The organism is Sorangium sp. So ce394, assembly GCF_051474665.1.
Taxonomy (GTDB): domain Bacteria; phylum Myxococcota_A; class Polyangia; order Polyangiales; family Polyangiaceae; genus Sorangium; species Sorangium cellulosum_D.
Genome location: NZ_CP150339.1, coordinates 6,003,954 through 6,028,927, shown reverse-complemented (window position 1 = coordinate 6,028,927; position 24,974 = coordinate 6,003,954). Strand labels below are relative to the sequence as shown.

At 75.0% G+C, this 24,974-nt stretch carries 17 protein-coding genes; 7 read left to right on the top strand and 10 right to left on the bottom strand.

All coding sequences use genetic code 11. The annotated features are described in order from the left end of the window. Positions 1-176: 176 nt before the first annotated feature. Entirely contained in the window at positions 177-794 is a 618-nt protein-coding gene (locus WMF33_RS21985; protein ID WP_437338974.1) for a DUF47 domain-containing protein, read from the bottom strand. Between the two features lie 200 nt (positions 795-994). Here WMF33_RS21985 and WMF33_RS21980 point away from each other — a divergent pair, with 200 nt between their 5' ends. Next, on the top strand, positions 995-1,654 hold the full coding sequence (locus tag WMF33_RS21980) for a carboxymuconolactone decarboxylase family protein (protein WP_437338973.1): 660 nt from the start codon (positions 995-997) through the stop codon (positions 1,652-1,654). Between the two features lie 157 nt (positions 1,655-1,811). Here WMF33_RS21980 and WMF33_RS21975 read toward each other — a convergent pair whose 3' ends face one another. Together WMF33_RS21975 and WMF33_RS21970 are read right to left on the bottom strand one after the other, a co-directional pair. Continuing rightward, positions 1,812-3,227, bottom strand: coding sequence for a hypothetical protein (locus tag WMF33_RS21975; RefSeq protein WP_437338972.1), 1,416 nt, complete (start codon positions 3,225-3,227; stop codon positions 1,812-1,814). A 122-nt stretch (positions 3,228-3,349) separates the two neighbouring features. Next, positions 3,350-5,305 carry a potassium transporter Kup gene (locus tag WMF33_RS21970; RefSeq protein ID WP_437338971.1) on the bottom strand — a complete coding sequence of 652 codons (1,956 nt, stop codon included), beginning with the start codon at positions 5,303-5,305 and terminating at the stop codon, positions 3,350-3,352. 290 nt (positions 5,306-5,595) lie between these two features. On the opposite strand from WMF33_RS21970, the gene WMF33_RS21965 reads away from it, so the two are divergent. Then, a complete protein-coding gene (locus tag WMF33_RS21965) occupies positions 5,596-6,423 on the top strand; it encodes an SPOR domain-containing protein (protein WP_437338970.1) in 828 nt (275 codons plus the stop codon). 63 nt (positions 6,424-6,486) lie between these two features. Here WMF33_RS21965 and nikR read toward each other — a convergent pair whose 3' ends face one another. Both nikR and WMF33_RS21955 read right to left on the bottom strand, forming a co-directional pair. After that, complete coding sequence (gene nikR, locus WMF33_RS21960; RefSeq protein ID WP_437338969.1) at positions 6,487-6,918, bottom strand: nickel-responsive transcriptional regulator NikR; 432 nt, start codon at positions 6,916-6,918, stop codon at positions 6,487-6,489. Positions 6,919-7,048: 130 nt separating this feature from the next. After that, positions 7,049-8,167, bottom strand: a complete 1,119-nt coding sequence (locus tag WMF33_RS21955) for a hypothetical protein (RefSeq protein ID WP_437338968.1) — start codon at positions 8,165-8,167, stop codon at positions 7,049-7,051. A 359-nt stretch (positions 8,168-8,526) separates the two neighbouring features. On the opposite strand from WMF33_RS21955, the gene WMF33_RS21950 reads away from it, so the two are divergent. The 3 genes from WMF33_RS21950 (at position 8,527) to WMF33_RS21940 (ending at position 14,984) form a co-directional block, all read left to right on the top strand. Continuing rightward, positions 8,527-9,735, top strand: coding sequence for an SPFH domain-containing protein (locus WMF33_RS21950; RefSeq protein WP_437338967.1), 1,209 nt, complete (start codon positions 8,527-8,529; stop codon positions 9,733-9,735). 118 nt (positions 9,736-9,853) lie between these two features. Continuing rightward, positions 9,854-11,776: a protein kinase domain-containing protein gene (locus WMF33_RS21945; protein WP_437338966.1), complete on the top strand. Its 1,923-nt coding sequence runs from the start codon at positions 9,854-9,856 to the stop codon at positions 11,774-11,776. Between the two features lie 181 nt (positions 11,777-11,957). Then, entirely contained in the window at positions 11,958-14,984 is a 3,027-nt protein-coding gene (locus WMF33_RS21940; RefSeq protein WP_437338965.1) for a response regulator, read from the top strand. 18 nt (positions 14,985-15,002) lie between these two features. Here the strand turns inward: WMF33_RS21940 and WMF33_RS21935 are convergent, their stop codons facing one another. Genes WMF33_RS21935 through WMF33_RS21925 form a run of 3 tightly spaced genes read right to left on the bottom strand, consistent with a single transcriptional unit; the run spans position 15,003 to position 19,692 of the window. Next, on the bottom strand, positions 15,003-16,112 hold the full coding sequence (locus tag WMF33_RS21935) for an ABC transporter permease (RefSeq protein WP_437338964.1): 1,110 nt from the start codon (positions 16,110-16,112) through the stop codon (positions 15,003-15,005). Further along, complete coding sequence (locus WMF33_RS21930; RefSeq protein ID WP_437338963.1) at positions 16,109-18,799, bottom strand: ABC transporter substrate-binding protein; 2,691 nt, start codon at positions 18,797-18,799, stop codon at positions 16,109-16,111. The genes WMF33_RS21935 and WMF33_RS21930 overlap by 4 nt, the downstream gene beginning before the upstream one ends. Further along, complete coding sequence (locus WMF33_RS21925; RefSeq protein WP_437338962.1) at positions 18,799-19,692, bottom strand: alpha/beta fold hydrolase; 894 nt, start codon at positions 19,690-19,692, stop codon at positions 18,799-18,801. Before WMF33_RS21925 ends, WMF33_RS21930 begins: the two co-directional genes overlap by 1 nt. Positions 19,693-20,045: 353 nt before the next feature. Between WMF33_RS21925 and WMF33_RS21920 the strand changes: the two genes are divergently transcribed. Together WMF33_RS21920 and WMF33_RS21915 are read left to right on the top strand one after the other, a co-directional pair. Then, positions 20,046-20,564, top strand: coding sequence for a MerR family transcriptional regulator (locus WMF33_RS21920; RefSeq protein WP_061622830.1), 519 nt, complete (start codon positions 20,046-20,048; stop codon positions 20,562-20,564). Positions 20,565-20,801: 237 nt separating this feature from the next. After that, entirely contained in the window at positions 20,802-21,575 is a 774-nt protein-coding gene (locus tag WMF33_RS21915; protein WP_061622831.1) for a sigma factor-like helix-turn-helix DNA-binding protein, read from the top strand. Here the strand turns inward: WMF33_RS21915 and WMF33_RS21910 are convergent, their stop codons facing one another. Both WMF33_RS21910 and WMF33_RS21905 read right to left on the bottom strand, forming a co-directional pair. Next, positions 21,576-24,068, bottom strand: a complete 2,493-nt coding sequence (locus WMF33_RS21910; protein WP_437338961.1) for a hypothetical protein — start codon at positions 24,066-24,068, stop codon at positions 21,576-21,578. Then, on the bottom strand, positions 24,056-24,934 hold the full coding sequence (locus WMF33_RS21905; protein WP_437338960.1) for a hypothetical protein: 879 nt from the start codon (positions 24,932-24,934) through the stop codon (positions 24,056-24,058). Before WMF33_RS21905 ends, WMF33_RS21910 begins: the two co-directional genes overlap by 13 nt. Positions 24,935-24,974: the final 40 nt, after the last annotated feature.

The window sequence follows — 24,974 nt, the reverse complement described above, 5'->3', positions numbered from 1 at the left end:
AGGGGCATCCGGAGCCGTAGCCGTCATGCCGCCAGGCGACCACGACGAGGTGGCCGGCGCTGTCGAACGCGACGCTCCCCTCGATCCGGTCGCCCAGGTCGTTCTGCGCCTCCCCGCGTTCCTGCGGCGCGTCATCGCGATCCGGCGCGGACCCTAGGTCGCGACGGCGCAGGTCGTCACGCGTGCTCGAGCACCACGCCCTCGATGACGTTGGCGACGTCCTCGCAGCGATCGCTGGCGTTCTCGAGCTGATCGTAGATGTCACGCCATTTCAGCACGAGCAGCGGGTCGTTGCCCTGCTTGAAGAGCGCCGCCAGGGCCATGCGGTAGTGCGCGTCGGCGTCGTTCTCGTGGCGGTTGATCTCGACGCACAGCTCGAGCAGCCGGGCGCCGTCCTTCACGTCCCGGAGCGAGCTCGTGGCCGTGCTCATCGCGATGCACGCGGCCACGAGCGACTCCGCGAGGCGGCGCGCCTCCGGCGTCGCACTCTGGATCTCGAAGAGGACGATTCGCTCGCTGGCGGCCTCGATGAAGTCGAGCACGTCGTCGAGCCGGGTGATCAGCGCGTGGATCTCCTCGCGATCGAGCGGAGTGATCCAGGTCTTGTGCAGCGCGGCGAGGCAGCGATGCGTGATCCGATCCCCCTCGTGCTCGATCTCCTTGATTTTCCTCGCGATGGCCGGCGCGTCCTCGATCCGGTCGAGCATCTCCAGGAGGAGCTTGCTGGCGGCGACGCTCTTCTGCGCGTGCTCGGCGAGGGCGTCGAAGAAGAGGGCGTCCTTCGTCAATCCCATGCCGTGTGATACCCCGGTGTCGCCGGGCGCGTCAATGCGCGCCAACGAACCGAACACCTCGTTAATCAATGAAAACAACGGCGGTCGCCGCCGCGTCTCGCGAGGCCCGCCGCCGGGGACCACGATCAAGCACGCTGAAGACGGATCGCTCCTCTTCCGCTCTGGAAAGCATTATCGAGTGTCACGAGCGCAAGCTCACGATGCCGGAGCGGCGCGTCCCGGCGGCCCGCCTGGGCGTGCCGCGGCGCACGAGCGCGAGGCCCGGCGGGACGAGGCGGCCGCGCTCCCCTCAGCGGCCCCACGAGAGCTCCTGGAAGGACGGGGCGCCGCTGCCGGCGTCGAAGCCGACCGCCGGGCGGGGCCGTGAGGCCGAGGTAGAGCGCGCGCCCTGGTGGAAGGCGACGCCCTCGACGTCGAGCTCGCGCGTGGCGCGGTGGAGCCCGAGCGCCGCGGCGCCGGCGCCCGCGGCGGCAGGCGACCGCTTCGCCCGCGGCGAGGCCGTGCTCGGCCGGCTCGACCGGGGGGCCCCCGGGCGCGTCATGGAGGCGTATGCGAGCGTCGCGCCGGACTTCGGCCGGTACGTGATCGAATATCCGTTCGGCGATATCTATGCTCGCCCTGGCCTCGACCTGCGGACTCGGCTGCTGACCGCCGTCGCCGCGCTGGCTGCGGTGGGCGACTCGGAGGTGCCGCTCGGCAACCACATCCGCCACGCGCTCGACGTCGGGTGCACGCGCGACGAGATCGTGGAGACGGTCATGCAGGTCTCGGTCTACGCGGGGTTCCCGCGCGCGGTGAAGGGGCTCGCCGTGCTCGAGAAGGTGCTCGCGGAGCGGGGCCGCGACGGCGGCTCCCGGTGAGGCCGCCGCCGCGCGCCCGCGCCCTCGAGCGTCAGCCCCTTCCGCTGAAATGGCTTGAAGCGCGCTCAGGTCGTCGTTCCGCGTCGGTCTCGACGCATCCTCGCTCGATCCCTTCCGGCCCTTTCGGCGCGCCGCCGCCGTCGAACACGCCCGCGGCTCACTCCGGAAAGAACGTCTCGACCGTGAGCGCCGGCGTCCCCTCCGCGTGGACCCCGCCGAGCAGCGCGAGCGTCCCGTTCGGCGCGGGCACCACGGTCGCGCCGCGCCGCGGCTCCCGGAGCGGCAGCTCCTCGACCTGGGCCGCCGCGAGGTCGACCACGAAGCTCCTGGTCAGGCCGCCCTCGCCGGCCTCGGCGCCCACGGCGAGGAGGCGCCCGCCGGGCAGCGCGAACGCCACGACGCCCGCGATCGCCGCCGGCAGCGCGGCCCCCGCGACCTCCGCGGCGGCGCACGCGCCGGCGCACCCCGGCGCGAGCCGCCGCGTCGGCGCCGCGGCGCCGCCCTGCACGCCGCCGACCAGCACGATCTCGCCAGGCCCGGTCACGACGGCGCCCGCGCCCTCCACGGCGTCCGGCGGGAACGGCCGCGGATCGAACGCGGTCGCGCCGTCGGCGAGCACCTCCAGCCCCGCAGCGTCCGCGCCCGCGGCGCTGCCGCCCGCGACCACGAGCCCCACGCCGTCGACCCACACCGCCGCGGCGCCGGCCCGCGCGTGGCGGAGCCTCGCCACCGAGAGCGCCCTGTTCGCGCCGACGACGAGCACCGCGTCCGAGGGCTCGCCCGGCGCCTCCGCCGGCGCCGCAGCGCGCGCGGCGCCCACCACGAACGAGCGCCCGTCCGCCGCCTCCACGGTCCGGCCGCCCGCCACCTCCGCGAACGAGGCGAGCCCCGCGGGCAGCGGCGCCTCGGCGCTCTGCGCCGACAGCACGTCGGTCCAGGTCGCGCCCTCGCCATCCAGGGTGAGCAGCAGGCTCCCCCGGACGACGAGCGACCGCGCCGCCCTCGGGAGCGCGCCGCTGGAGGCGCTCCCGCCCCACTCCGCGAGGTCGTACGCGTCGAGCCGCGCCGGGTCGACGTCCGCCGCCGCCGCGGCGCCGTCCGCCGCGTCGCCGCCGGTGAGCATCACGTAGCGCTCCGCGAGGGCCGCGCCGGGCGCGCCGACGCGCGACGCCTCGAGCTCGCCCGGGGGCCGCGCCCACCCGCCGGTCCGCTGGGCGAAGAGCGGCAGCACCTCGCCGCTGAGGCCGGCGAGGTAGATCCCCGACGCCGAGCGCCCGCGCACCACGGTCGCCCCGCCCGCGTCGAAGCCGCGCACCTCGAACGTGTACGCCCGCTCCGCGGGGATCTCGCCGAAATCGAGCTCCCCGCCCGGCGCCGCCGCCGCGGACACGGCGACGTCCCCCTCGGCCGACGTCGCGGTCACCTCGATCCGGGCGACGGGCGGGTCCTCCTGGAAGGCGGCCGCCTCGTGCCCGGGGACGACCTCGATCGTGAGCGGGCGCGGCTCGGAAGCGCAGCCCGGGAGCAGCAGGCCGAGCGCAGGCAGGACGCGGCCCATCGGCGGGATCTTCATGGGGGCGGATCCTTAGCGCCGCGGCCGCGCGAAAGCATCGCGGAGGCGCCGCGCGGCGGCGGGCGGCGCGGGTCGACGGCGCTCGGGCATGCCCGCCCCCGCGCGGTCGCGCGGCGAGGCCGCTAGAGGTCGATCTGCACGCCGAGCTCCACCACCCGCTCCGGCGGGAGCCTGAAGTAGCCGGGCACCGCGCCGGCGTTGCGCGCCATCACCGAGAAGATCGTCTCCGCGACCTTGCCCATGCGCCCCTCGTCGGTGGCGAGGAGCGTCTCGCGGCCGAGGTAATACGTCACGTCCGCGAAATCGACGGGCAGCCCGTGCTGCGCCGCCGCCCGCCGCAGGAGGGCCGGCACGTCGGTCGACTGCATGAAGCCGGAGTGGACGATGAGCTGGTGAACCCCCTTGCCGAGGCTCGTCAGCTCGAGCCGCTGCCCGTCGGCGACCCGCGGCACGTGCTCCGTGACCACGGTCAGCAGCACCACGGTCTCGTGGAGCACCTTGTTGTGCTTGAGGTGGTGCGCGAGCACGTACGGCGTCTTGCCGGCGCGCGAGCTCAGGAACACGGCCGTGCCCGGGACGCGCGCGCCGCAGGACGCGTCGAGCCCGCGCACGAACGCCTCGATCGACGGGACCGCCCGCGTGAAGCGCTCGGCGAGGATCGCGCGCCCTCGCTTCCAGATCACCATCATCGCGAACAGGACCGCCGCGATGACGACCGGCACGTACCCGCCCTCGAAGAACTTGAGCAGGTTCGCCCCGAGGAACGGCAGATCGAACGCCAGGAAGAGCAGGAGGAGCGGCACCGCCTTGGCGAGCGGAGCGCCCCACGTTTGCCGCATCACCACGAAGTAGACGATGGAGGTGATCCCCATCGTGCCGGTCACCGCGAGGCCGTAGGCGGCGGCGAGCCGGCTCGAGTGCCGGAAGATCAGCACGAGCGCGAGGCACCCGGCGGCGAGGGCCCAGTTCGTCGCGGGGATGTAGATCTGCCCCTCGGCTGTGCTCGAGGTGTGGAGCACCTGGGTCCGCGGCAGGTACCCGAGCTGGATCGCCTGGTGGGTGAGCGAGTAGGCGCCGGAGATCAGCGCCTGCGACGCGATCACGGTGGCCATGGCCGAGAGCGCGACCAGCGCGTAGGTGAGGGGGCCCTTGGGCACCATCGCGAAGAACGGGCTCCCGGCGGCCTCGGGCGACTGCAGGAGGAGCGCGCCCTGGCCGAAGTAGTTGAGCGCGAGCGCCGGCAGCGCGAGCCCGTACCAGGCGAGCTGGATCGGGCGGCGCCCGAAGTGCCCCATGTCCGCGTAGAGCGCCTCGCCGCCCGTGATGACGAGGACGACCGACCCGAGGATCGCGACCCCGTGGAGGCCGTGGTCGGCGAAGAAGCGCGCCGCGTGCGCGGGGCTCAGCGCGGCGAGCACCGCCGGGTTTTTGGCGATGAACGCGAGCCCGAGCGCGGCGAGCGCGAGGAACCAGACGGCCATGATCGGGCCGAAGATCTTGCCGACGCGCGCTGTCCCCCAGCGCTGAACGCTGAAGAGCCCCACGAGGATCGCGCAGGTGAGCGGCACGACGAGCGGCTCGAGCGCGGCGGTCGCCACCGCGAGCCCCTCCATGGCGCTCAGCACCGAGATGGCGGGCGTGATGACGCCGTCGCCGTAGAGGAGCGCGGCGCCGAGCACCACGAGCCCGGCGACCCACCCGACGCCCTGCGCTCCGCGGGCGCGCAGCCGCTCCGGCACCAGCGCGAGCAGGGCCAGGATGCCGCCCTCGCCGTCGTTGTCGGCGCGCGTGATGAAGGTGACGTACTTGACCGCGACCACCATCACGAGCGACCAGAAGATGAGCGAGAGTAGCCCGAGGACGTTCTCCGGCGTGGGCGGGACGCCGTGCGCGCCGCTCACGCACTCCTTGAGCGCGTAGAGCGGGCTCGTGCCGATGTCGCCGAAGACGACCCCGAGCGCGCCGAGCGCGAGCGCGGCGGCGCCGCCGCGGCGACCGTGCGCCTGCGCCGCTCCGCCGTCCTGCGGAGGCGCGCCGCCCTGCGCCGGCCTGTGGGGGTCGTGCGTCGCTTCCGGCATCGGTCACCCCGCCATCGCAGGCCACCTCGCGCCTGGCAACACGAAGATGCGCGCGGGCGCCGGCCCGTCGCGCGCGCCCCGGCGCTGGCCGAGAACTTTCCCCGTGGCCGCCGCGCGTGCGAGGCTGCCCGGCCCGAGCCGAGGCGCGGGCTCGCCGCCGAGCGCTCCGTCCAGCGCGCGTCGAGGACCGCACAGCCAGCGAACGGGCCTGGTCGGTGAATGTAGGATAAAGTAATACACGAAAGTTGTCGCGCTCCGGCCGGGCAGGGTAGACGGGTCGAGGAGGAAGCATGAGGCGCAGCAAAGGCGAGAGCATGGACACCGGGGCGGTGCGGAACCTCGAGGAGATCCAGGAAGAGGATCCCGGGGCTCGCCCGTCGCGTGCGGGCGCGCTGGTGCTGGCCTCGCTCGGCGGGGCGTGCATCGTCTTCGCGGCGGTGGCGCTCCTGCGGGCGCCGGCGCGCGAGAAGCCGGTCAGCGCCGATCCGCTCGGCGATCTGGTCGCGCGCGCGCACCCGGCCGGCGTGAAGCCGGCGCCGCGCCCCGCCACCATCGGGGAGCACGTGACCTTCCCTGCGATCCTCTCCGACGCGGAGCACCCGACCACCGCCCTCGAGGCGGTGCGCGACCCGCGGGCGGCCAAGGCGGCCGCGTCGGCGCAGCCGCCGGCCGAAGGCGCGGGTCCGCCGCTCGCCGCGGACCGGCTCCCCGTGGTCCCGCTGCCGGCGCAGCACGTCCTCGGTCCCGCGGGGGGCGAGGTCGCTCCGAACGACACGCTCACCGCGATGGCCCGCCACGTCTCCCGCGAGGAGGGGCCCGAGACCGAGCGCGGCGGGCCGGGCGGCTACCAGCTGCAGGTGAGCTCGTTCAAGGAGCCCGCCGACGCGGAGGGCTTCGCGGCGGCCCTGCGCCGGCGCGGCCACAAGGCGTATGTCGAGCCGGCGTACGTGAAGGGCCGCGGCCTGTGGCACCGCGTGCGGATCGGCCCCTTCAAGTACAAGCGCTCGGCGGTGATCTACCGGCAGGAGTTCGAGGCGAAGGAGCGCCTCGTGACGTTCATCGTCGATCCGCCGAAGACCACGGTGAAGGTGGCCGAGACGCCCGGCGACGACGCGTAGCCTGGGAGATCGGGCGAGGCGTTCGTGCACGCGCGGCGCGGCGCCGGCTCGCCCGGCGTCAGCTCAGCCTCGTGGCCGGCGCGGCGCCTCCGCGAGCGCCGCGGCCGGCGTGAGCGCGCACGACAGGACCCCCTTGGCCCCGGCGAGCTGCCCTGCGAGCCCGGACAGCTCGGCGCCGCGGCCCTTCAGCACCATGACCTGGAGCACCCGGCCCTCGTCGAGGCGGACCAGCAGGCTGGAGACCACCGACCCCGCGTGCTGCTCCTCCAGCTCGGAGATGCGCAGCACGAGCTCCCGCACCTCGGGCGCGTAGACGACGGTCAGCGTCGCAGCCACCTCGGCGCCCTCGTCCCACGCGGCGCGCGTCAGGTCGGCGCGGACCAGGTCGCGCAGCGCCTCCGAGCGGTTCTCGTATCCCTGCGCGGTGATGCGCCGATCGAACTCGGCCAGCAGCGCTCGATCCATCGCCACGCCGAAGCGGACCAGGTCGCTCATCGTGGGCGCAGGCTAGCGGGGCATGGGTCCGGGCGGGAAGGGGGCTCGCCGCCCGGAGCGCGCTTCCCCGGGGAGGGGCGAGCGCCCGCCGCTGCCACGCGAGCGCTCGCCCGCTCTGCTCGCGCGCCGCTCAGCTCTTGCGCCGCTCGAGGTGCCGCCGCGCGGCGTCCTTCACCGGCGAGGTCACGTTCTTGCTCTTCGCGATGCCCCGGAGGTCCGACTCGCGCAGGTGCTGGACCAGCCGCGTCGCGACGAGCACCGGCGTCCTCGGGTTCTCCACGAGGTTCCGCTTCACCGTGTAGCTCTTCAACCACTCCGGCGTGGTCGCGATGATCCGCAGCACCTCGTCCGAGATGTTCCGGTTGCGGCTGATGAGGACGACCTCCTCCTCCTGCATCTGCGGGCTGCGCACGGCGGCGCTCGCCACGAGGCGGTTCGAGTCGCGCACGAGCAGCATGCGCTCCTCGCGCGAGCCGAGCATCGCCCGCCGGATCCGCTGCGACATGGTCATGTCGGCGAGCCGCTTGTAGAGCGGGACGTACTGCGCCTTGAGCTCCTCTTTCCCCTCCTCGTCCTCGACGTGGGTGTCCACCGGCTCGTCGGCCGCGAGCGCCTCCGAGAGCGCCTGCGTCTCGACGAACATCACGTCGTCCGGCGTGGGCTCCGGCGACGGCTCGGCGATGAGCTCGTCCTTGATCGCGATGCTGACCTCGCGCCAGGCGGGGATGCCCGTGAGCTCGACCCCGTTGCGGGAGGCGAGGTCGACGAGGCGGTCGGCCGTCGACATCCGCGTGTTCTTGTTGAGGTAGAGCCGCTCGATGACGCGCGGGCTCTTGAGCAGCCGCTCCTCGTTCACGGCGATGAGCTCGGTCACCGCCTCGCTCCCGGTGCGCGCGAGCTCCTCGAGCGTGTCCGCGGCGATGCCCGGCATCGCGCAGAGCCGCTCGACGACCGGGAGGCGGTCCGCGTAGAGGCGGGCCAGCCGGTCGATGACGGCCGGCTGCAGCTCCCCGCCGAGCGCGCCCTGGAGGAGCGGATCGGGGAGCGCCGACAGCGTCTTCTCCGCCGTCTCGCGGGCGGGCTCCTCCTCGCGCGACGCGAGCAGCACGAGCAGCGTCACCACCTCGCCCGGCTTGAGCCCGGGGGCGATGCCGCGCGCGGCCATCTCGCGGAGCTTCTGCGGCGCCCCCGGCTGCGCCATCTTCTGCGCGGGCGGCGAGAAGGCGGAGGCGTCGATCGGCGGGATCATCGCGCGCTCCTCCCCGCCGCCGCCGCCGCCGCGCGCCCGCGGCGGCGGGGCGAGCGCGTCGCCTGCCGGGCGGCGGAGCTCGGGATCTCGGGCGACGCCGGCGCGCGCGGCGCGGGTGTCGTCGGTTGCGCCGGTGACGCGAGCGAAGCGACGGGCATGCGGTCCTCCCCGGCGGGCATTGCTGCCCTGCGATCTGCGGATTATCCTGAGGCCGCTGTGTGCCTGAAAGGCGCGGCGATCGTCAACGGAGAACGAACAGCGCAGGTCGAGCGCGCCGCCTGTCGAAACGAGCCCGAGGTCCAGGGGGGCAGGGTACCCGGCACGCCCGTCACATCCAGCACACCGAAGAGGAGCGCGACATGGGGATTTTCGATTTCGTGAAGAGCGGCGTCCGCGAGATGATGATCGCGCGCCCGGACGCGGCGAAGCATCTCATCGTCTACAAGCACCCGGACCAGAACGTCCCCTTCTGGTCGCAGCTGACCGTCGACAGCGATGAGTGTGCCCTCTTCTTCAAGGACGGGCGGTACGTCGGTTACCTGCCGACGGGGCGCCACACCCTCCAGACCCAGAACATCCCGTTCCTGAACAACCTCGTCAACAAGTTCACGGGCGGGGACGTCTTCATCGCCGAGATCTTCTTCGTCAAGACGCAGCCGGTCCGCGGCGTGCCCTTCGGCGGGCCGCTGGAGTCGATGGAGGACCCGATCCTCTACGAGTTCGTGACGCCGCGCATCTTCGGAGAGTTCTCGCTGGTCGTGGTCGACCCGGTGCGGTTCGTCGTCGGCTACCACGGCCAGTGCGGCGGCAGCGGCGACAACGACGTCGTCCTGAGCTGGATCAAGGGCAAGTTCTTCATGAGCGTGAAGACCGTGATCGGCCAGGTCTGCGCGCAGCAGCAGAAGAGCCTGCTCAACCTCGGCGGCATGAGCATGGAGCTCGGCGCCCGCATCGTGCAGTCGGCGCCGAACCTCGAGGAGATCGGCTGCAAGATCCTCGAGATCGGCAACTTCAACATCAACTTTTCGGCCGAGGACCAGAAGCTCCTCCGCGAGGCGAACAAGGCCCGCGGCGAGGCGCGCCGTGGCATCGGCGTCGCGCAGGACACCGCCCGCGCGAAGCAGTTCGAGCTCGATCAGCGGTTCCAGCAGGACGCGCGGTACGTGCAGCAGCTGGCGGGCAACTGGCAGAATTACGCCGCCGGCCAGGCCATGATCGGGGCCGGCCAGGGCATGGCGCAGGGCGGCGACGGCGGCGGCGTCGCGGGGCTGGGCGCCCAGGTGGCGATCGGCGCCGGCCTGGCGCAGGCGATGAACCCCGCGCACGCGGCGCAGGGGCAGCCCCAGTTCGTGCCGCCGCACATGCAGCAGCAGGGCTACCCGGGCGCGCCGCAGCAGGGCTACCCGGGCGCGCCGCAGCAGGGCTACCCGGGCGCGCCGCAGGCCGCCCCGGCTGCAGGGCCGTCGATCGAGCAGCGCCTGGAGCGCCTCGCGGATCTCAAGAACAAGGGGCTCATCACGGACGAGGAGTTCCAGGCCCGCAAGGCCAAGATTCTCGAAGAGATCTGAGTCCTTCCGGGCGCTCTGGCCGCCGCGCCATCGAGCCCGTAGGGGGCGCTCACCGCGTTCGCCACCTGATGCCATCTGATCCGAAACACCGCTCGCGCTTTCGGCTAGACTCGCCGGGGTGCCCGTCACGCTCCGCATGGCCGGGGATGATCCGCCCGAGATGACCGACGGCGAGTCCGAAGCTGCCGAGCTGTTCCATCGGGAGGATATCCCGCAGCCGCACGGAGGCTCCCTGGCCTCGCAGCCGCCGGCGCGCAGCGACGCGCCTTCCGCCCACGGCTCGGTGCCCCCGGTCTACGGTTCGGTGCCTCCGGTCCACGGTTCGGTGCCTCCGGTCCACGGCTCGGTGCCTCCGGTCCACGGCTCGGTGCCCCCGGCCTACGGCTCGGTGCCCCCGGCCTACGGCTCGGCGCCCCCGGCCTACGGCTCGGCGCCGCCGCTCTCGCCGCGCGGCTCGGCGCCCCCGGCGCGTGGCTCGGCGCCGCCGCTCTCGCCGCGCGGCGAGGCGCACCTGGCGTTGCCGCCGCTGCCTCCGCTGCCCGCGCGCGGCGACGGGTTCCCGGCGCGCCGGGGGAAGGTGAAGCAGGTCCCGCGCGCGCGGCGCTGCCCGACCTGCAAGCTGACCTTCTCCGGCGACTCCCGCTTCTGCCCGTTCGACGGCGACCCGCTCGCCGACGCGCCCGACTGGAACCCGTCGGCCGATCCGCTGCTCGGGCGCACGATCGACGGCCGCTACGAGGTGCAGGCGGTCGTCGGCGAGGGCGGCATGGGGACGGTGTACGAGGTGCGCCACAAGTCGCTCGGCCGCCTCTTCGCCCTCAAGGTGCTCCGGCGCGACATCGCGCAGGACGCCGAGCTCGTCGCCCGCTTCATCCAGGAGGCCAAGGCGGCGGCGGCGATCGGCCACCCCAACATCGTCGCGGTGAGCGACTTCGGCGCCATCGAGGTCGAGCCGGGGCAGCCGGAGCTGCCCTTCTTCGTCATGGAGTTCCTCACCGGGACCTCCCTCGCGGCGCTCCTGCGCACCGAGCGGACGCTGCCGGCCCCGCGGGTCGGGGAGATCATGCTCCAGTGCGCCGCGGCGCTCGGGGCCGCGCACGCGGCGGGCGTCATCCACCGCGATCTCAAGCCCGACAACGTGTACCTCGTCCGCAACGGCGACCAGGAGTTCGTCAAGCTGCTCGATTTCGGCGTCGCGAAGGTCGCCGGCGGCAAGCGGCTCACCCGCATCGGCATGGTGTTCGGGACGCCGCACTACATGAGCCCGGAGCAGGCGGAGGGGAAGCGCATCGACGCGCGCGCCGACATCTACGCGCTCGGCGTCCTCATGTACGAGTGCTTCGCGGGGCGCGTCCCCTTCGAGGCGGACACGTACATGGGCGTGCTGACCAAGCACATGTACATGTCGCCCGAGCCGCTCGAGCAGGTGATGCCCGACGCCTCCGCGCTCGGCGCGTTCGGCCCGATCGTCATGCGCTGCCTCGCGAAGAACCCCGAGGAGCGCTTCTCCTCGATGGCCGATCTCGCCACCGCCATCGAGCTCGCCATCGAGGCGCCGAGCCGCGCCGCCGCGGCCCTGCTCCAGGACGAGACCCCGCGCCGCGAGGCGCTGAAGCTGCGCGAGCACGACGAGATGCTCGGCGCGGTCCAGGTGCCCAGCGAGCCGTCCGAGCCGCTCTCAATGGGCGCGCGCGTCGCGATCGCGCTCGCGGCGATCCTCGTGCCCATCGCGATCGCCCTCGGGTTCCGCGCGCTCCGCGCCTCGGCGCGCGAGGCCCCGCCCGAGGCCGCCGCCCCCGGCGCCCTCCACGCGGCGACGCCGGCCGTCCTCGCGCCCGACGAGCCGCCGCCGCCCCCGGCCCCGGCCCCGAGCGCGTCGGCCGCGCCGCTCGCACAGGATCCGGAGCCGCCCCGCCCGCACGGCACGGCCTCCGCCGTTCCAGCGAAGCCGGCCGCGCCCACGGCCCGCCCCGCCGCGCCGCCCGTGGCCCCCTCGAGGCCGACGGCGACCGGCGATATCATCGATCCCTGGGAGCGCTGATCGCGCGCGCGGCCCACGACGAAACCTGGCCTTCGCCGGCGTACTGTGCTCACGATGGGCGCCGGCGATCACCGGACCCACGGCGGCGGGACGAGCGATCGACCGCAGCGGCGACGCTCGGGGCAGAGCGCTTGACAGCGTCCGCTCGGGCTCGCCATCCTTCGCGAGGCGGAAACCTCTAGTGGCCAAGCAACAGCTCCTCCTGGTCGACGCGGATCCACGCAGCGTTCGGGTCCTCGAGGTCAGCCTGAAGAAGGCCGGTTACAGCGTGACCACCGCGACGGACGGAGGGGACGCCCTCGCGAAGCTCGAGGTCTCCACGCCGGACCTCGTCCTCAGCGACACCCGCCTGCCCCACGTGGACGGCTACGCGCTCGTCCGCAAGATGAAGGAGCACGCCGACTGGGCGTCGATCCCGGTCGTCTTCCTCACGAGCCAGCGGTCGATCGAGGACAAGATCCGCGGGCTCGAGCTCGGGGTCGAGGACTACCTGACCAAGCCGATCTTCGTGCGGGAGCTCATCGCGCGGGTGACGCTGCTGCTCGCGCGGCGGACGCGCGAGGGGATCACGACGCGGCATTTCGCGACCACCGGGCGGACGAGGTTCTCCGGGTCGATCCTCGACATGAACGTCGTCGATCTCCTGCAGACGTTCGAGGTGAGCCGGAAGAGCGGGATCGTCCACCTGTCGCACGCGGACAACGAGGCGCAGGTCTATTTCCGCGAGGGCAAGGTCGTCGACGCGACGCTCGGCCGGCTCTGCGGCGAGGAGGCCGTCTACCGCGCGCTCCTGTGGAACGAGGGGACGTTCGAGGTCGAGTTCTGCAAGGTCGACAACCCCGACGTGATCGAGACATCGACGCAGGGGCTCCTCATGGAGGGCATGCGCCGGGTCGACGAGTGGGGCCGGCTCCTCGAGGCGCTGCCGTCGCTGTCGACCGTCTTCGAGGTCGACAGCGAGGAGCTCCTGGAGCGGCTGAACGAGATCCCCGACGAGCTGAACGGCATCCTGCGCCTGTTCGACGGCAAGCGGACGCTGATGCAGGTGGTCGACGCGTCGCCGTTCGAGGATCTCTCGACGCTCTCCACCATCTCGAAGCTCTACTTCGAGGGGCTCTTGGTCCCAGCCGCGGCGCTCCCGCCCGACGACGTGGTGCCGAGCGAGCCCGAGGCGGCGTTCCACGACGAGTTCTCGCCGCTCTCGTCGCCGTCGGGGCTGCGGCGCTCCAATTACCCGGACGGCGGCGGCAACGCCGGCGCCGACGATCTCGAGGACGCCGCGGTGGTCCCCGCGCCGCTCTCGAACCGCCACTCGCCGGCGATGCTCCCGCGCTCGCGGCCCGGGCACGAGCTGCCCGCGCCGGCCGCGGACCCCGACGCGGAGTCCGCCGGGCGTCCGGTGACGGCCCGCAGCGCGGTCCACGGGGCCGTGGCGGTCGGCCGGACGGCCGGCGCGAACGCCGCCGCGGGCGCGGCGGGGCGAGCGCCGTCGGAGCCGCCGAAGAGCGCCGCGGTGCGCGCGGGCGCGGCGGGGCGGGCGCCGTCGGAGCCGCCGAAGAGCGCCGCGGCGACGGGCGCGGTGCGCGCGGGCGCGGCGGGGCGGGCGCCGTCGGAGCCACCGCGGACGGGGCGGGTGCCGTCGGAGCCGCCGCGGACGGGGCGGGTGCCGTCGGAGCCACCGCGGACGGGGCGGGTGCCGTCGGAGCCACCGCGGACGGGGCGAGCGCCGTCGGAGCCGCCGCGGCCGGCGGGGCGGGTGCCGTCGGAGCCGCCGCGGAGCGCTGCGGCGGCCGTCGAGGCCCGGGCTGCGCGCGCGCACGCAGAGATCGACATCGACAAGGACACCACGCTCGCCAGCAGCGACGAGGCCCCGCTCACGCGACCGCTGGTGACGCCGCGCAGCTTCGCGCAGAAGCACCGCGCGGCGAGGAGCGACCGTCCCGCGGCCGCGAGCGCCCCCGCCGAGCAGCGCGCCCGCTCCGAGGCGCCCGAGCCCGCGCCACCGCTGGAGCTCGCGCCGCCGCTTGAGCCTGCGCCGACGGCGGCGCCGGCTGCCGCGCCGCCGCCCGTCGGCGACGAGCGCGCCGCCGCGGTGCCCGCGTCGACGGTCCCCACGCTGCGGCCCCGCCCGCCGAGCGACGCGCCGCCGGCCGCCGCCGTCCCGCGCGAGGCGCAGCAGGCGCAGGCGCCGCTGCGCGGCGAGGCAGGGGGCGGGGAGGCGCGCCCGCTCGAGGCGGCCGCGGCGCCGCCGGCCGGCGCCGCCGCGGCCCCCGGGGCGAGCCTCTCGGCGGCGCCGGACGACGCGCCCTCGAGCGACCCCGAGCCCATCACCGAGAGCGAGCGCTTCTTCCTTCGCGGCGGGGTGGACGCGCCGGCGCGGCTTGAGGCGCAGGGGCACCCCTCCGCCGACGACACCGATACGACCGCCGGCGCCGTCGAGGCCACGCTCTTTCGCCCCCGCCAGGAGGAGCGCCGGGCGCGCGCCGCGCGGATCGCGATCGGTCTGGTCACGGCGCTCGCGATCGGCGGCGCCGGCGTCTGGCTGATCGGCCAGGCGCGTCCCCCCGTGCCCCCGGCGCCGATCGACGCGCCCCAGCAGGCGGAGGAGCAGAGCTCCGGCGCCGCGATCGAAGCAGCTCCGGCCTCGCCGGAAGGAGAGCCGACCGCCGCCGCCGGGCTCTCCACGGCGCCCCCGTCCGACACCCCGGTCGACCCGCCGTCCGATCGCGCGGCGGCCGCCACCACGGCCCCGACGAGCCCCGCTGCGGCGGCCGGGCCAGCCGCGGCGAGCCCGGCCACCACCACCGCCCAGCACGGCTCGCCCGCGCCTTCGACCCCGGCATCGCCGCCCGGCGCTCCGACGCACGCGGGCCAGGCCGCCGCGCCGGCGCGGGCGCCCGCGCCGCCGCCGAGCGCCCCCGCGACCGCGCCCGCTACGCCGGCGCCCGCTGCGCCGGACGAGGAGGGCGGGTCCCTGTCGGCCCGCGTGATGCGCGCCCTGGAGTCGGGGCAGACCGGCAAGGCCGTGCAGCTCGCCCAGCAGCTCACCGCCGCCTCGCCGGGGAGCGCCGCGGCGTGGCACCTGCGCGGCGCCGCCGAGCAGGCCGCGGGGCGCGGCGGTCGGGCCTCGTTCCGCAAGTGCGCCGAGCTCGCCTCGCCCGACTCCTCGCTCGGCGCCGAGTGCCGAGCGCTCGCCGGCGTGCCCTGATCTGCCCGCGCGCGGCGCTCAGCGCGATCGCGACCTGAGCCGAGGATCGAGCGCCAGCGCCGCGAGGTCGAGCGCCACGGTGGCGAGCACGATCGCGGCCGCGGCGAAGAGCACCGTCCCGACGAGGAGCGGGCCGTCGCGGTTCTGCAGCGCCTCGACGGCCATGCTCCCGACGCCCGGCCAGCGGAAGAGCCGCTCCGTGACGATCGCGCCGCCCGCCAGCGCGCCGAGGTCGAGCGCCGCCAGCGTGGCGAGCGGCAGCAGCGCGTTGCGCAGCGCGTGGACGACGAACGCGCGCAACCGGGAGGCGCCCTTCGCCCGCGCGGTCCGGATGAAGTCCTGGCGGAGCAGCGCCCGGAGCTCCTCGCGCACGACGCGCGCGTAGAGCGCGCTGCCGAAGAGGCCGAGGGTCAGCGCCGGCAGGACGAGCGAGCGCAGGTGATCGGCCGCGGTGACGCCGTACCCGTCGTAGGGCAGCAGGCGGAGCTTGTAGGCGAGCACGTACTGCAGCGCGGGGCCGATCACGATGGTCGGCGCGCTGGCGACGAGCAGGGTGACGCCGAGCGCCGCGTGGTCCCAGGCCGTCCCGCGGCGGGCCGCCGCGACGAGCCCGAGCGCGAACCCGAGCAGGAGCTGCACCGAGAGGGCGGCCAGCGCGAGCTCCAGCGAGCGCGGCACCTTCGCCTCCAGCAGATCCACGACCGGCTTTCGGTAGTGGAAGCTGTAGCCGAGATCGAGGTGGAGGCCGAAGGGCCCGGCCGCGCAGCTCCGGTGCTCCGGGTCGCCGCGCGCGCCCGCGTGCGCGCGCGGCGCCCCGGGATCCGGGCCGAGGTGGACGAGCCGGCGCACGAACCGCGCGAACTGCACCGGGGCCGGCCGATCCAGCGCGTACACCGTCCGGACGCGATCGACGTCGGCGGCGGACGCTTGCGGCCCGACGAGCATCCGCGCCGGATCCCCCGGCAGGAGGTGCGCGATCGCGAACGAGACGGCGGTGACCCCGGCGATCACGATCGCCGCCCACCCGAGGCGCCGGAGCAGGTGCGCGATCGCGGCGCCCGCCGCGGCGGCGCGGCCCGCGCGAGCGGCGCTCGTCGCGGCGGTGCGGCGTGAGGGCGCGGCGCTCATCGCGGGGGCACGGCGCGCGCGGGCAGCGCGCGGAGCGGCGAGGCGCGCGGCGGCGCGCCCGCGCGCGCCCCGCCGCCGGCCGCGGCCCGCGCGGCCGGGTCGAGCCAGACGCCGTCGAAGCGCGACGGGACCACGGCGGAGCCCTCGTAGCCGCGCATGTAGGGCTGCCAGAGCTCGAGCATGCCCACCGTGTACGTGGGCACCCAGGGCGCGCGATCGCGGATGATGCGCTCGGCGCGCGCGTAGAGCTCGAAGCGCCGCGCGCGGTCCTGCTCCGCGTGGGCGGCGTCGAGCGTGCGATCGAGCTCCTCGTCGCTGAAGAAGGCGAAGTTCTGCGAGCCCTCGTCGCGGATGGCGCCCGTCGAGAGCGTCGGCTCGAAGAAGCTCGCGGGATCGGGGAAATCGGCCTGCCATCCGGCCCAGCCCATCTGGACGGCGCGGCGCCGCGACGCCTCGGCGAGGTAGGTTGCCCAGCTGACGAGCCGCAGGCGGACGCGGAGGCCGACCTTCGCGAGCTGCTGCTGGAGGATCTCGCCGACCGCCTGCTCGAAGGTGTCCGGGATCGCGATGTACTCGACGACCCCCGGGTAGCCGCCTCTCCCGGTCGCCGGGTCGAACGCGTACCCGGCCGCGGCCATCTGCGCGAGCGCGCGCTGAAGATCGTGCCGCCGCATCGGCTCGTCGCGCGGGGGGCCGGGGATCGACGGCGGCAGCACCCGGTCGAGGACGAAGATGTCGGGGCGCACCTTCTCGAGCACGGAGGGGTCGACGGCGAACGAGACCGCGCGCCGCACGGCGAGCTGGTCGAACGGCGCGAGCTCGGTGTTGAGGAAGACGGCGTTGGTCCTGCTCCGGGTCACCCAGCGCGTATACCCCTTCCACGCGGGGTCGGCGCGGTAGGTCGCCGCGTCGACCCCCGTCAGATCGCGCAGGTAGTCGAGCTCGCCCTCCTCGAACTTGTAGCGCTGGGTCGTCGCGCGCACCCCGGTCTGCCACTCGATCGCGTCGAGGTACGGCCGGCCTGGCCGGAAGTACCCCTCGTGCCGCTCGAGCCGGACGCCGGCGTCCTGGTCCCACCGGGCGACGCGGAACGGGCCGGCGCCGCACGGCGGGGGCGGGCTCGCCGCGTCGACCACGGCGCCGGACGAGGGGCACACCGGCGCCATGAAGCCGAGCGTCATCCGCGAGAGGAAGGTCGCGTCCGGCGCGCTCAGATCGATCGCGACGGCGTGGTCGCCGAGCACCCGCACGCCGGCGAGGTGCGGCGCCGCGCCCGCGTGGTACGCGGCGAACCCCTCGATCATCTCGTACTGGCTGGCCCCCGGGCTCGGCGTCCGCGGGTGCAGCGTCCGCTCGATCGAGCGCTTCACGTCCGCGGCGCGGAGCTCCGCGCCGTCGTGGAAGCGCACCCCCTCGCGGAGCGTGAACACGTACGTCCGCCCGCCCCGCTCGACCGCGACCTCGCGCGCGAGCTCGGGCGTGACGCGGCCGCCCTGGTCCCACGTGACGAGGCGGGCGAAGACGAGCTCCGCGACCATGCCCGAGACCTCGTCGTAGGCGATCGCGGGATCGAGCGTGCGGATGTGGCCCGTGGTCGCGAGGCGCAGGGTCCCGCCGCGCACGGGCGCGCCGGGCGGCGCCTCGCCGCCGCCGAGCGGCGGCCGCACGCGGCTCGGCGAGGCGCCCGACAGGAGGAGGAGCGCCGCGCAGGCGAGGAGCAGATCGACCGGCAGGCGCCGCCCGCGCGGGAGCCCGTCGCCGGCGGGATCGAGCGCGTCGCGGAGCCCCTCGCTCGCGCGGTGGAAGCCGAGCACGGTGAGCACGATGAGGAAGCCGGGCGCCGCGACGAGCATCGGCTTCACGCCGAGGTAGGGCTCCGCCTCGTGCAGCATCCGGCCCCAGGTCGCGGTCGGCGGCTGCACGCCGACGCCCAGGTAGCTGAGCGTGCCCTCGGCGAGGATCATCTGGCCGGCGAGGATCGTCGCGAGCGCGAGCAGCGTCCCGCCGACGTTCGGCAGGACGTGCCGCCGGACGACGTGCAGCGTCCCGGCGCCGAGCGCGCGCGCCGAGGCCACGAACTCGCGCTGGGCGAGCTCCAGCGTCTTGGCCCGGACGACGCGCGCGACCCAGGTCCACCCGGTGAGGCCGAGCACGAGCAGGATCGTCCCCACGTCCGCGCGCCCCACGGCGACGCCGATCGCGGTCACGAGCAGGAGGTACGGCAGCGCGAGGATCACGTCGATGAGCCGCATGAGCGCGCCGTCGAGCGCGGCGGCCCGCGTGCCGCTGGCCATGCCGGCCGCGACGCCGACGACGGCGCCGAGCGCGGTGGCGAGCGCCGTGGCCGCGAGCGCGATGCCGAGCGAGAGCCGCCCGCCGTGCGCGAGGCGCGCGAGGAGGTCGCGGAAGAGCGGGTCCGTCCCGAGCCAGTGGGCGGCCGACGGCCCCGGCGGCGCGCCGAAGGCGTCCCGGGACAGGCTGAAGTCGCTCGCGTTCGGGTCGTGGCCGACGACGGCCGGCCCCAGGGCGGCGAACAGCGCGAGCAGCGCCACGATCGCGAGGCCGAGCAGCGCCGACCGGTCCGCGAGCAGGCGCGCCGCCGCGTCGTCGCCGAGGAGGGCCCGCGCCGCGCGCCGGCCTGCCCGCGCCGCCCAGCGCGCGGGCGCGAGCCGGGCAGGGCGATCCATCACCGCTTCCCTTCGAGGAACTGCGTCACGAGCGCGACGAACTCCTCCGGCCGCTCCTCGTGGGGCGAGTGCCCGGCGTCCATGATCTCGAGCATCGCGCCGGAGATCTCGCGGGCGAGCCGCTGCGCGCCCGCGGCCGGGAAGATGCGGTCGTCGCGCCCCCACACGACGAGCGTCGGCGCCGTGATCCGCGTGAGGCGCGCGACGACGGGGCGCGCGTCGAGCACCGCGCGCAGGACCGCGTGGGCGCTCTCGCGCGCCGAGGGGGCGTTGAAGAGGTCGTAGTGCCGGTCGATGCGCGACAGCGGCACCGCCGCGTCCGCCCGGAACACGTCGTCGCGGAAGAACGACCGGAACATCCTGCGGCCGTGGAGCTGCTTGAAGACGATGCCGCCCACGACCGGCAGGAGCGGGAGCTTCATCCGGAAGCTCATCGGGAACGGGTAACAGAGCGCGTCCTCCAGGACGAGGCGCTGCACGAGCTCCGGGTGCTCGGCCGCGAGCGTGATCGCGACGGCGGCGCCCATGGCGTGGCCGACGAGGTGCGCCCGGCCCACGCCGAAGGCGGCGATGAGGTCGGCCACCGCCTCGGCGAACGTCTCGATCCCGTAGGCGTACCGCGCCGGGCTCGGCTTCTCGCTCTCCCCGAACCCCGGCAGGTCCGGGGCGATGACGTGGAAGCGCTGGGCCAGCGCGTCGATCACGTCGTCGAACTCCAGGTGGCTGACGAGGAAGTTGTGGATCAGGAGGAGCGCCGGGCCGTTGCCGGCCCCGGCGACCAGGACCCGCATCCTGACACCCCGGGCGGTGACGTCCCTGATGACGCGCTCGACGGGTCGGGGGGCGGCGGGCGAGGCCGCGCCCCGACCCTCGCTGGCAAGGGCCTTGGCCATGATGGCGACCAGACTATCAGCCCTTTTGTCTGAAAGGACCGATGTGTGTCAGGGTAAGGACCATGTCGCTCCCCGAGCCCCGCTGCCCGACGGGCGCCCCCCCGCTCCCACCCATTGCGCCCAGCGTCCCGTTTTTCCCTCCTCGACCCAGGGATGCCGCCGTGCGGAGCGGATCGAGCCCCGGCGCCGACGGACGAAAAATGTCCGAGGCGTGTCAAGAACCCCGGGAAAGCACCGCGTCTCGCGACAGCCACACAATAATCGTAGTCGCGTCAATTGACTGTATTCCATTCAGTGGAATAGAGTCGCCCGCGTCGGTTGGGTAGGGCCTCCGGCAATCGATGGGAGGACCGGTGCAGAGGATCCCCGAGGACGTGCTTGAGCGCATCGAGCGGGAGCACGCCCAGGGGATTACCTCGAGCGATATTCTCGAGTTGTTCGCAGCGCATGGCATCAAGTTCAGCGAGGCGACGCTCCGGAAGTACGTGCAGCTCGGCCTGCTCCCGCGAAGCGTGCGGGTGGGGCGCAAGGGCAAGCATCAGGGCTCGCAGGGGATGTATCCGGCCACGGTAGTCCGCCAGGTTCAGCGCATCAAAGAGATGATGGCCCAGGACTACACCATCGAAGAGATCCAGCGTGAATTCCTGTTCGTGAGAGGTGATATCGAGGAGCTCGAGCGCACGATGACCAAGGTCTTCAATGCGCTCAGGGAAGCCGCCAAGGAGAGGCGGAGCGAGACGAGCGGCAGGGCGATAGCCCAGGACCTCGCGAGCGCGGAGACGCTCGCGCGGGAGCTCGTCGCGAAGCTGTCGTTGATAGAAGAGCGCCTGATGGCGCAGGCGCGGCTCACGAAGCAGGCGGCATCCTCTTGAGGTGCCGAGTCGCAGGGTCTTCGATTCCGTGAAGTGAAGGGGCCGCATCGCGGCCCCGCCTGGGTTTGACGCGATCGACGGGACGGGCACCGGCTCGTTTCGTCGCGACTTTTTAGGGACGGCATCCGGCGTTACGTCGGGCAAGGAGCGGGATCTCTTTGCGTTCGAGCTGGGACTCGGGCGTGTGGGGAAACGCGCGCGCTTGAGAGCGGAGACGCTACCAAACGGAGGCAGCGCATGGCGACGGTGTCTGAGAGCGAGCTCGAGATCTTCGGCCTAGACGGGGCGGATGCGGCGGGGAGTGACTGCGAATCGGCGGGCTCCAGCGAGCCGGTCGTGGAGGGCGCGCTCGCGCTCCAAGCAGACCCCGCGGCGTCGGGGAACGCCATCACGCGCGAGCAGCGCAGGTCCCGGAGGAAGCGCGAGATCCGGGCGCGGACGATCAGCGTCAAGCGCATGACCAAGCGCGAGCTCGAGATCGGCCGGATGCTCTATCCGGAGACGGATTATTACAAGCCGCGGACCCGCGCCGAGTGCGTCGACGGCCCGAGGCCGTGCCCGTACGTCTCGTGCCAGCACCACCTCTATCTCGACGTGTCGGCCAGGACGGGCGCCATCAAGCTGAACTTCCCCGACCTCGAGGTCTGGGACATGAACGAGACGTGCGCGCTCGACGTCGCCGATCGCGGCGGCACCACGCTCGAGGACGTGGGGGCGATCATGAACCTGACGCGCGAGCGGATCCGCCAGGTCGAGGTCAAGGCGCTCGCGAAGCTCGAGGCGCTGAAGGACATGATGGCGCTGCGCGACTACGTCGACGAGGGCCCGGTCGGCAAGCGCCGGCTCCCGGTGCTGACCCAGCCCGAGGACGACGAGGACGAGGACGAGGTCGCGCTCGACGAGGACGAGGGCGACGCGGACGCGGACGCGGAGGACGAGGGCCTCGAGGCGACGCCCGCCGGGCGGACCTCGGAGATCGAGGACGCGGGCGACTTCGACAGCGGGGAGTGATCAGTCGGGCCGGGCCTCGACGGTCACGATCGCGTCCGCGCCGAGCGCGCTCGCCAGGAAGGCGCGCCACGCCGCCAGCGTGGCCTTCGCCGGCGGCGTGCGGGGGGCGCGGCCGCTCCACAGGTGGATGAGCCGGCGCCGGGGCTCCGCGAGCGCGTCGCGCTCGCGCCGGGCGACGAGCGCCTCGGCGCGGTCGAGGTCGGCGTCGGTCGCCCGCTGCGCGAGGCCGGCGAGGAGCTCCTTCACGCGGGCCGTGGCCTCGTCGAGCTCCGCGCTCGGCGCCCGGATCTCGACCGCGAGCGCCGCCGCGCGCGCCCCGCCGAGGACACGGGCGCTCGCGCGGGCCGCGAGCTGCCGCCGCGCGGGCGCGGCGTCCGCCGCGGGAGGAGCCGCCGCGCCGAGGGCGGCCGCGAGCAGGCCGCCTTCGCCGTTGAGGGCGGCGACCGTGAGCTCCGCGAGATCGCGCGTCGCGCTCGCGGCCTCGCGCGCGGCCGGGAGCCGCGCGCCGACGACGGCCTGCGAGAGCGGCGTCCCGGCCGGGAGGCGGGCGTCGTGGTGACCGAGCCGGGGCACCACCGCGCCGTCCGGTGAGGCGCACCCGCGCGGCGCGAGCCGCGGCGCGAGCCAGCGCTCGGCGGCCTCCGCCGCGGCGGCCGCCTGCGAGGCGTCGGCGTTCGCGAGGACGGCGAGCCGGAGGGGGCCGGTCGCGAGCGCCTGCCATCGGAGCTGCACGGTCTCCAGCGCGCCGCTCGCCACCCGGTCCCAGACGCCGAACGGCTCGATCCAGGACGGGTGGTCGGGCGCGACCGCCGAGGCGAAGGCCTCGAGCGCCGCGGCCCGCCCGCCGGAGAGGCGCTCCAGGTGCTCGAGCGCCGCGGCGCGCGCCAGCGTGAGCGCCTCGGGGCCCAGCGTCGTCGCCGCGACCGTGCGCGCGGCGGCGCTCGCGACGCGGCGCCCGAGCTCGGCCGGCGTCTCGCGATCGTCGCGGAACGGCGCGTGCGCGATGACGCCGACGGCGTCCGCCGTGATCCACGGCTCGATCGTCACGTCGAGCTCGCGCCGCCGGGTCTGCACGGCGGCGAGCGCGGCGAGCGCCGTCGCGCCCGCGTCGTACACCCCCTCCTCCGCGACGCCGCACGGGCTCGCGAGCAGGACCCACACCTCGCCCTGCCCGCGCTCGATCAGCGTGCGCCGCTCCAGCGCGGGCTGGGCCCCCGCCGCGAGCGCGCGGCCGAGCTCCGCCTCGAAGAGCCGGCTGCCGGCCTCTCCCGGCGCGGCGGGCCGCGGCGGATCGGCGCTCGGGGGGAGGCCGAGGGCCGTCGCCCAGCGATCGGGCGGCGCGTTCGGGGCGCCGCCCGAGAGCGCCCACCAGGCGGCGCGCGCGCCGGCGTCGCGCGGGTCCTGCGCGGTGAGGATCTGCCGCGTGGCGGTGGCGGGGCTCGCGGGGGCCGCGAGGCCGCGGCGGATCTCCTGCCGCGCCACCGCGGCGGCGAGCGCCGCCGAGGCCTCGACGGGCGGGGCCGCGGGCAGGTCGGACGCCTCGATGGTCACGCTGACGCAGCCGCCGCGCGGGCGGGCGACCCCGAGCACCTCGACGGTGCGGAACGGCGACGGGAGCGCCGAGAGCCGCGCGCGGAGCGGCGACCCCGGCGCGCCGAGCCGCTCGGCCGCGGCGACCGCCGCCTGCGGGCTCGCGACGCGCGCGGCCACGGTGACGCGGGCGGCGCGCCGCTCGAGCTGGTTCGTCGCGTACACGCCGACCGTGTCCGCCGCCGGCCACGGGTCCGCGGGCGGGCCGCCCGCGGGCCAGCCGCCTTGGCCCTCCGCGGCGCGGGCCGCCTCCGCGCAGAACGCGGCGGGGCCGACCGCGGCGATCGAGGTGCGCCCGGCGTGCAGCGCCGCGGTGCGCCACCCCTCGAGCTCCCGCACGCCCGCTGGCGTCGCCAGGTCGACCACCGGCTCGGCGCCCGCGAGGCCCAGCCGGCCCGTGCACGCCGCGATCGGCGAGAGCTCGGGCGCGTCGAGCGGGCTCGCCCTGAGCGCCTGCAACCGCTCGATGGCCCGGGCCACCTCGGGGCTGCCGGCCGCGATGGGCTGCGCGAACGCCGCCGAAAGCGCGCGCAGGAACGGCGCGATGCGCGCCGCGTCCCGCACGAGCAGGCGCACGCGGAAGGCGCCGCGGTCGATGCGCGCGTCCACGTCGAAGCCGGCGGCGACGAGCCGCGCCTCGACCACGCTGGCGAGCGCCGTCGTGGCGACCGAGCCGAGATCGGTGGCGACCGAGGCGACGAGCGCGGGCGCGGGGTCGCCGTCGCGGGAGACGAGCGTGAGCCGCGGGCGGGCCTCGAGGTTGCGCACCTCGATGCGCCCGACGCTGCCCTCGGGCGTCGAGACGAGCGCGTGCCCCGGCGCCGTCGGGCCGCCGGGGGCGGCGCCGCTGCAGGCCGCGATCAGGACGAGCGGCAGCGGGAGCGCGGGCGTCAGCGAGCGCATGCGTCGTCGGCCGGCAGGGGGGCGCCTTCCGGCTGGAAGTCGGCCGGGCATCGCGGGGCGATCTTGAAGCCGTAGAAATAGGTGAGCACGCCGGTGACCGAGTCGAACGCCGCGCCGTCCACGAGGGGCGGCCCCTCGGCCGCGAGATCGTAGAGCTCGTTCGAGAGGCTCGGGATGTCGTCGGCGGGCACGCCGGCGCCGACGTTGATCCGCGCCGTGTACCGGCCGCCGCTCCTCGCGGGGTCGCCGACCGTCGTCACCCCCTCGACCCGCACGAGCATGCCGAGGTAGCTGCGCGCGGTCGCGTAGCTCGTCAGCTCGCGGAGCGGCACGCGGATCGGCTTCGCGGGGCGGTCCTCGAAGCGGAAGCTCATGGTCCCGCCGATCTCGGGCAGGGTGCGGCAGCCGCGGAACCGGCCGGACGAGGGGCCGCGGAACTCGGTGAGCACGCCGAGCAGATCGACCACGTCGCCGGGGAAGAGCCGCAGGTCCGGGGGGCTGAACGCCGGCTGGAAGACCGTCACGCCGGAGTACGGGACCGGCTCGTCGGCGCTGTCTTGCACGTAGTGGTTCCCGTGCGCCCCCTCGCCGGTCTCGTCGAACCGGTCGATCGCGACGAGCGTCGCGCCGGTGACGTGGACGCGGCGATCGACGGGCACGCCCTCGCAGTCCTCGCTGTCCTGGGCCTTTGGATCGGCGTTGAACCACGCGGCGTCGCCGACGAGATCCGCGATGCGGGCGCCGCTGCCGCGCTCGTCGGCGAGGGGGATCGAGGGGGCGTCTCCGTTGCCGCCGCCGCACGCGGCGAGCAGCGGGGCGGCGGCGACGGCGAGGAGGGTGGTCGTGATGCGGAACGGGGCGGCCATCCTCTCCGGCTCATACCACAGGGCCGACGGACGCCGAGCC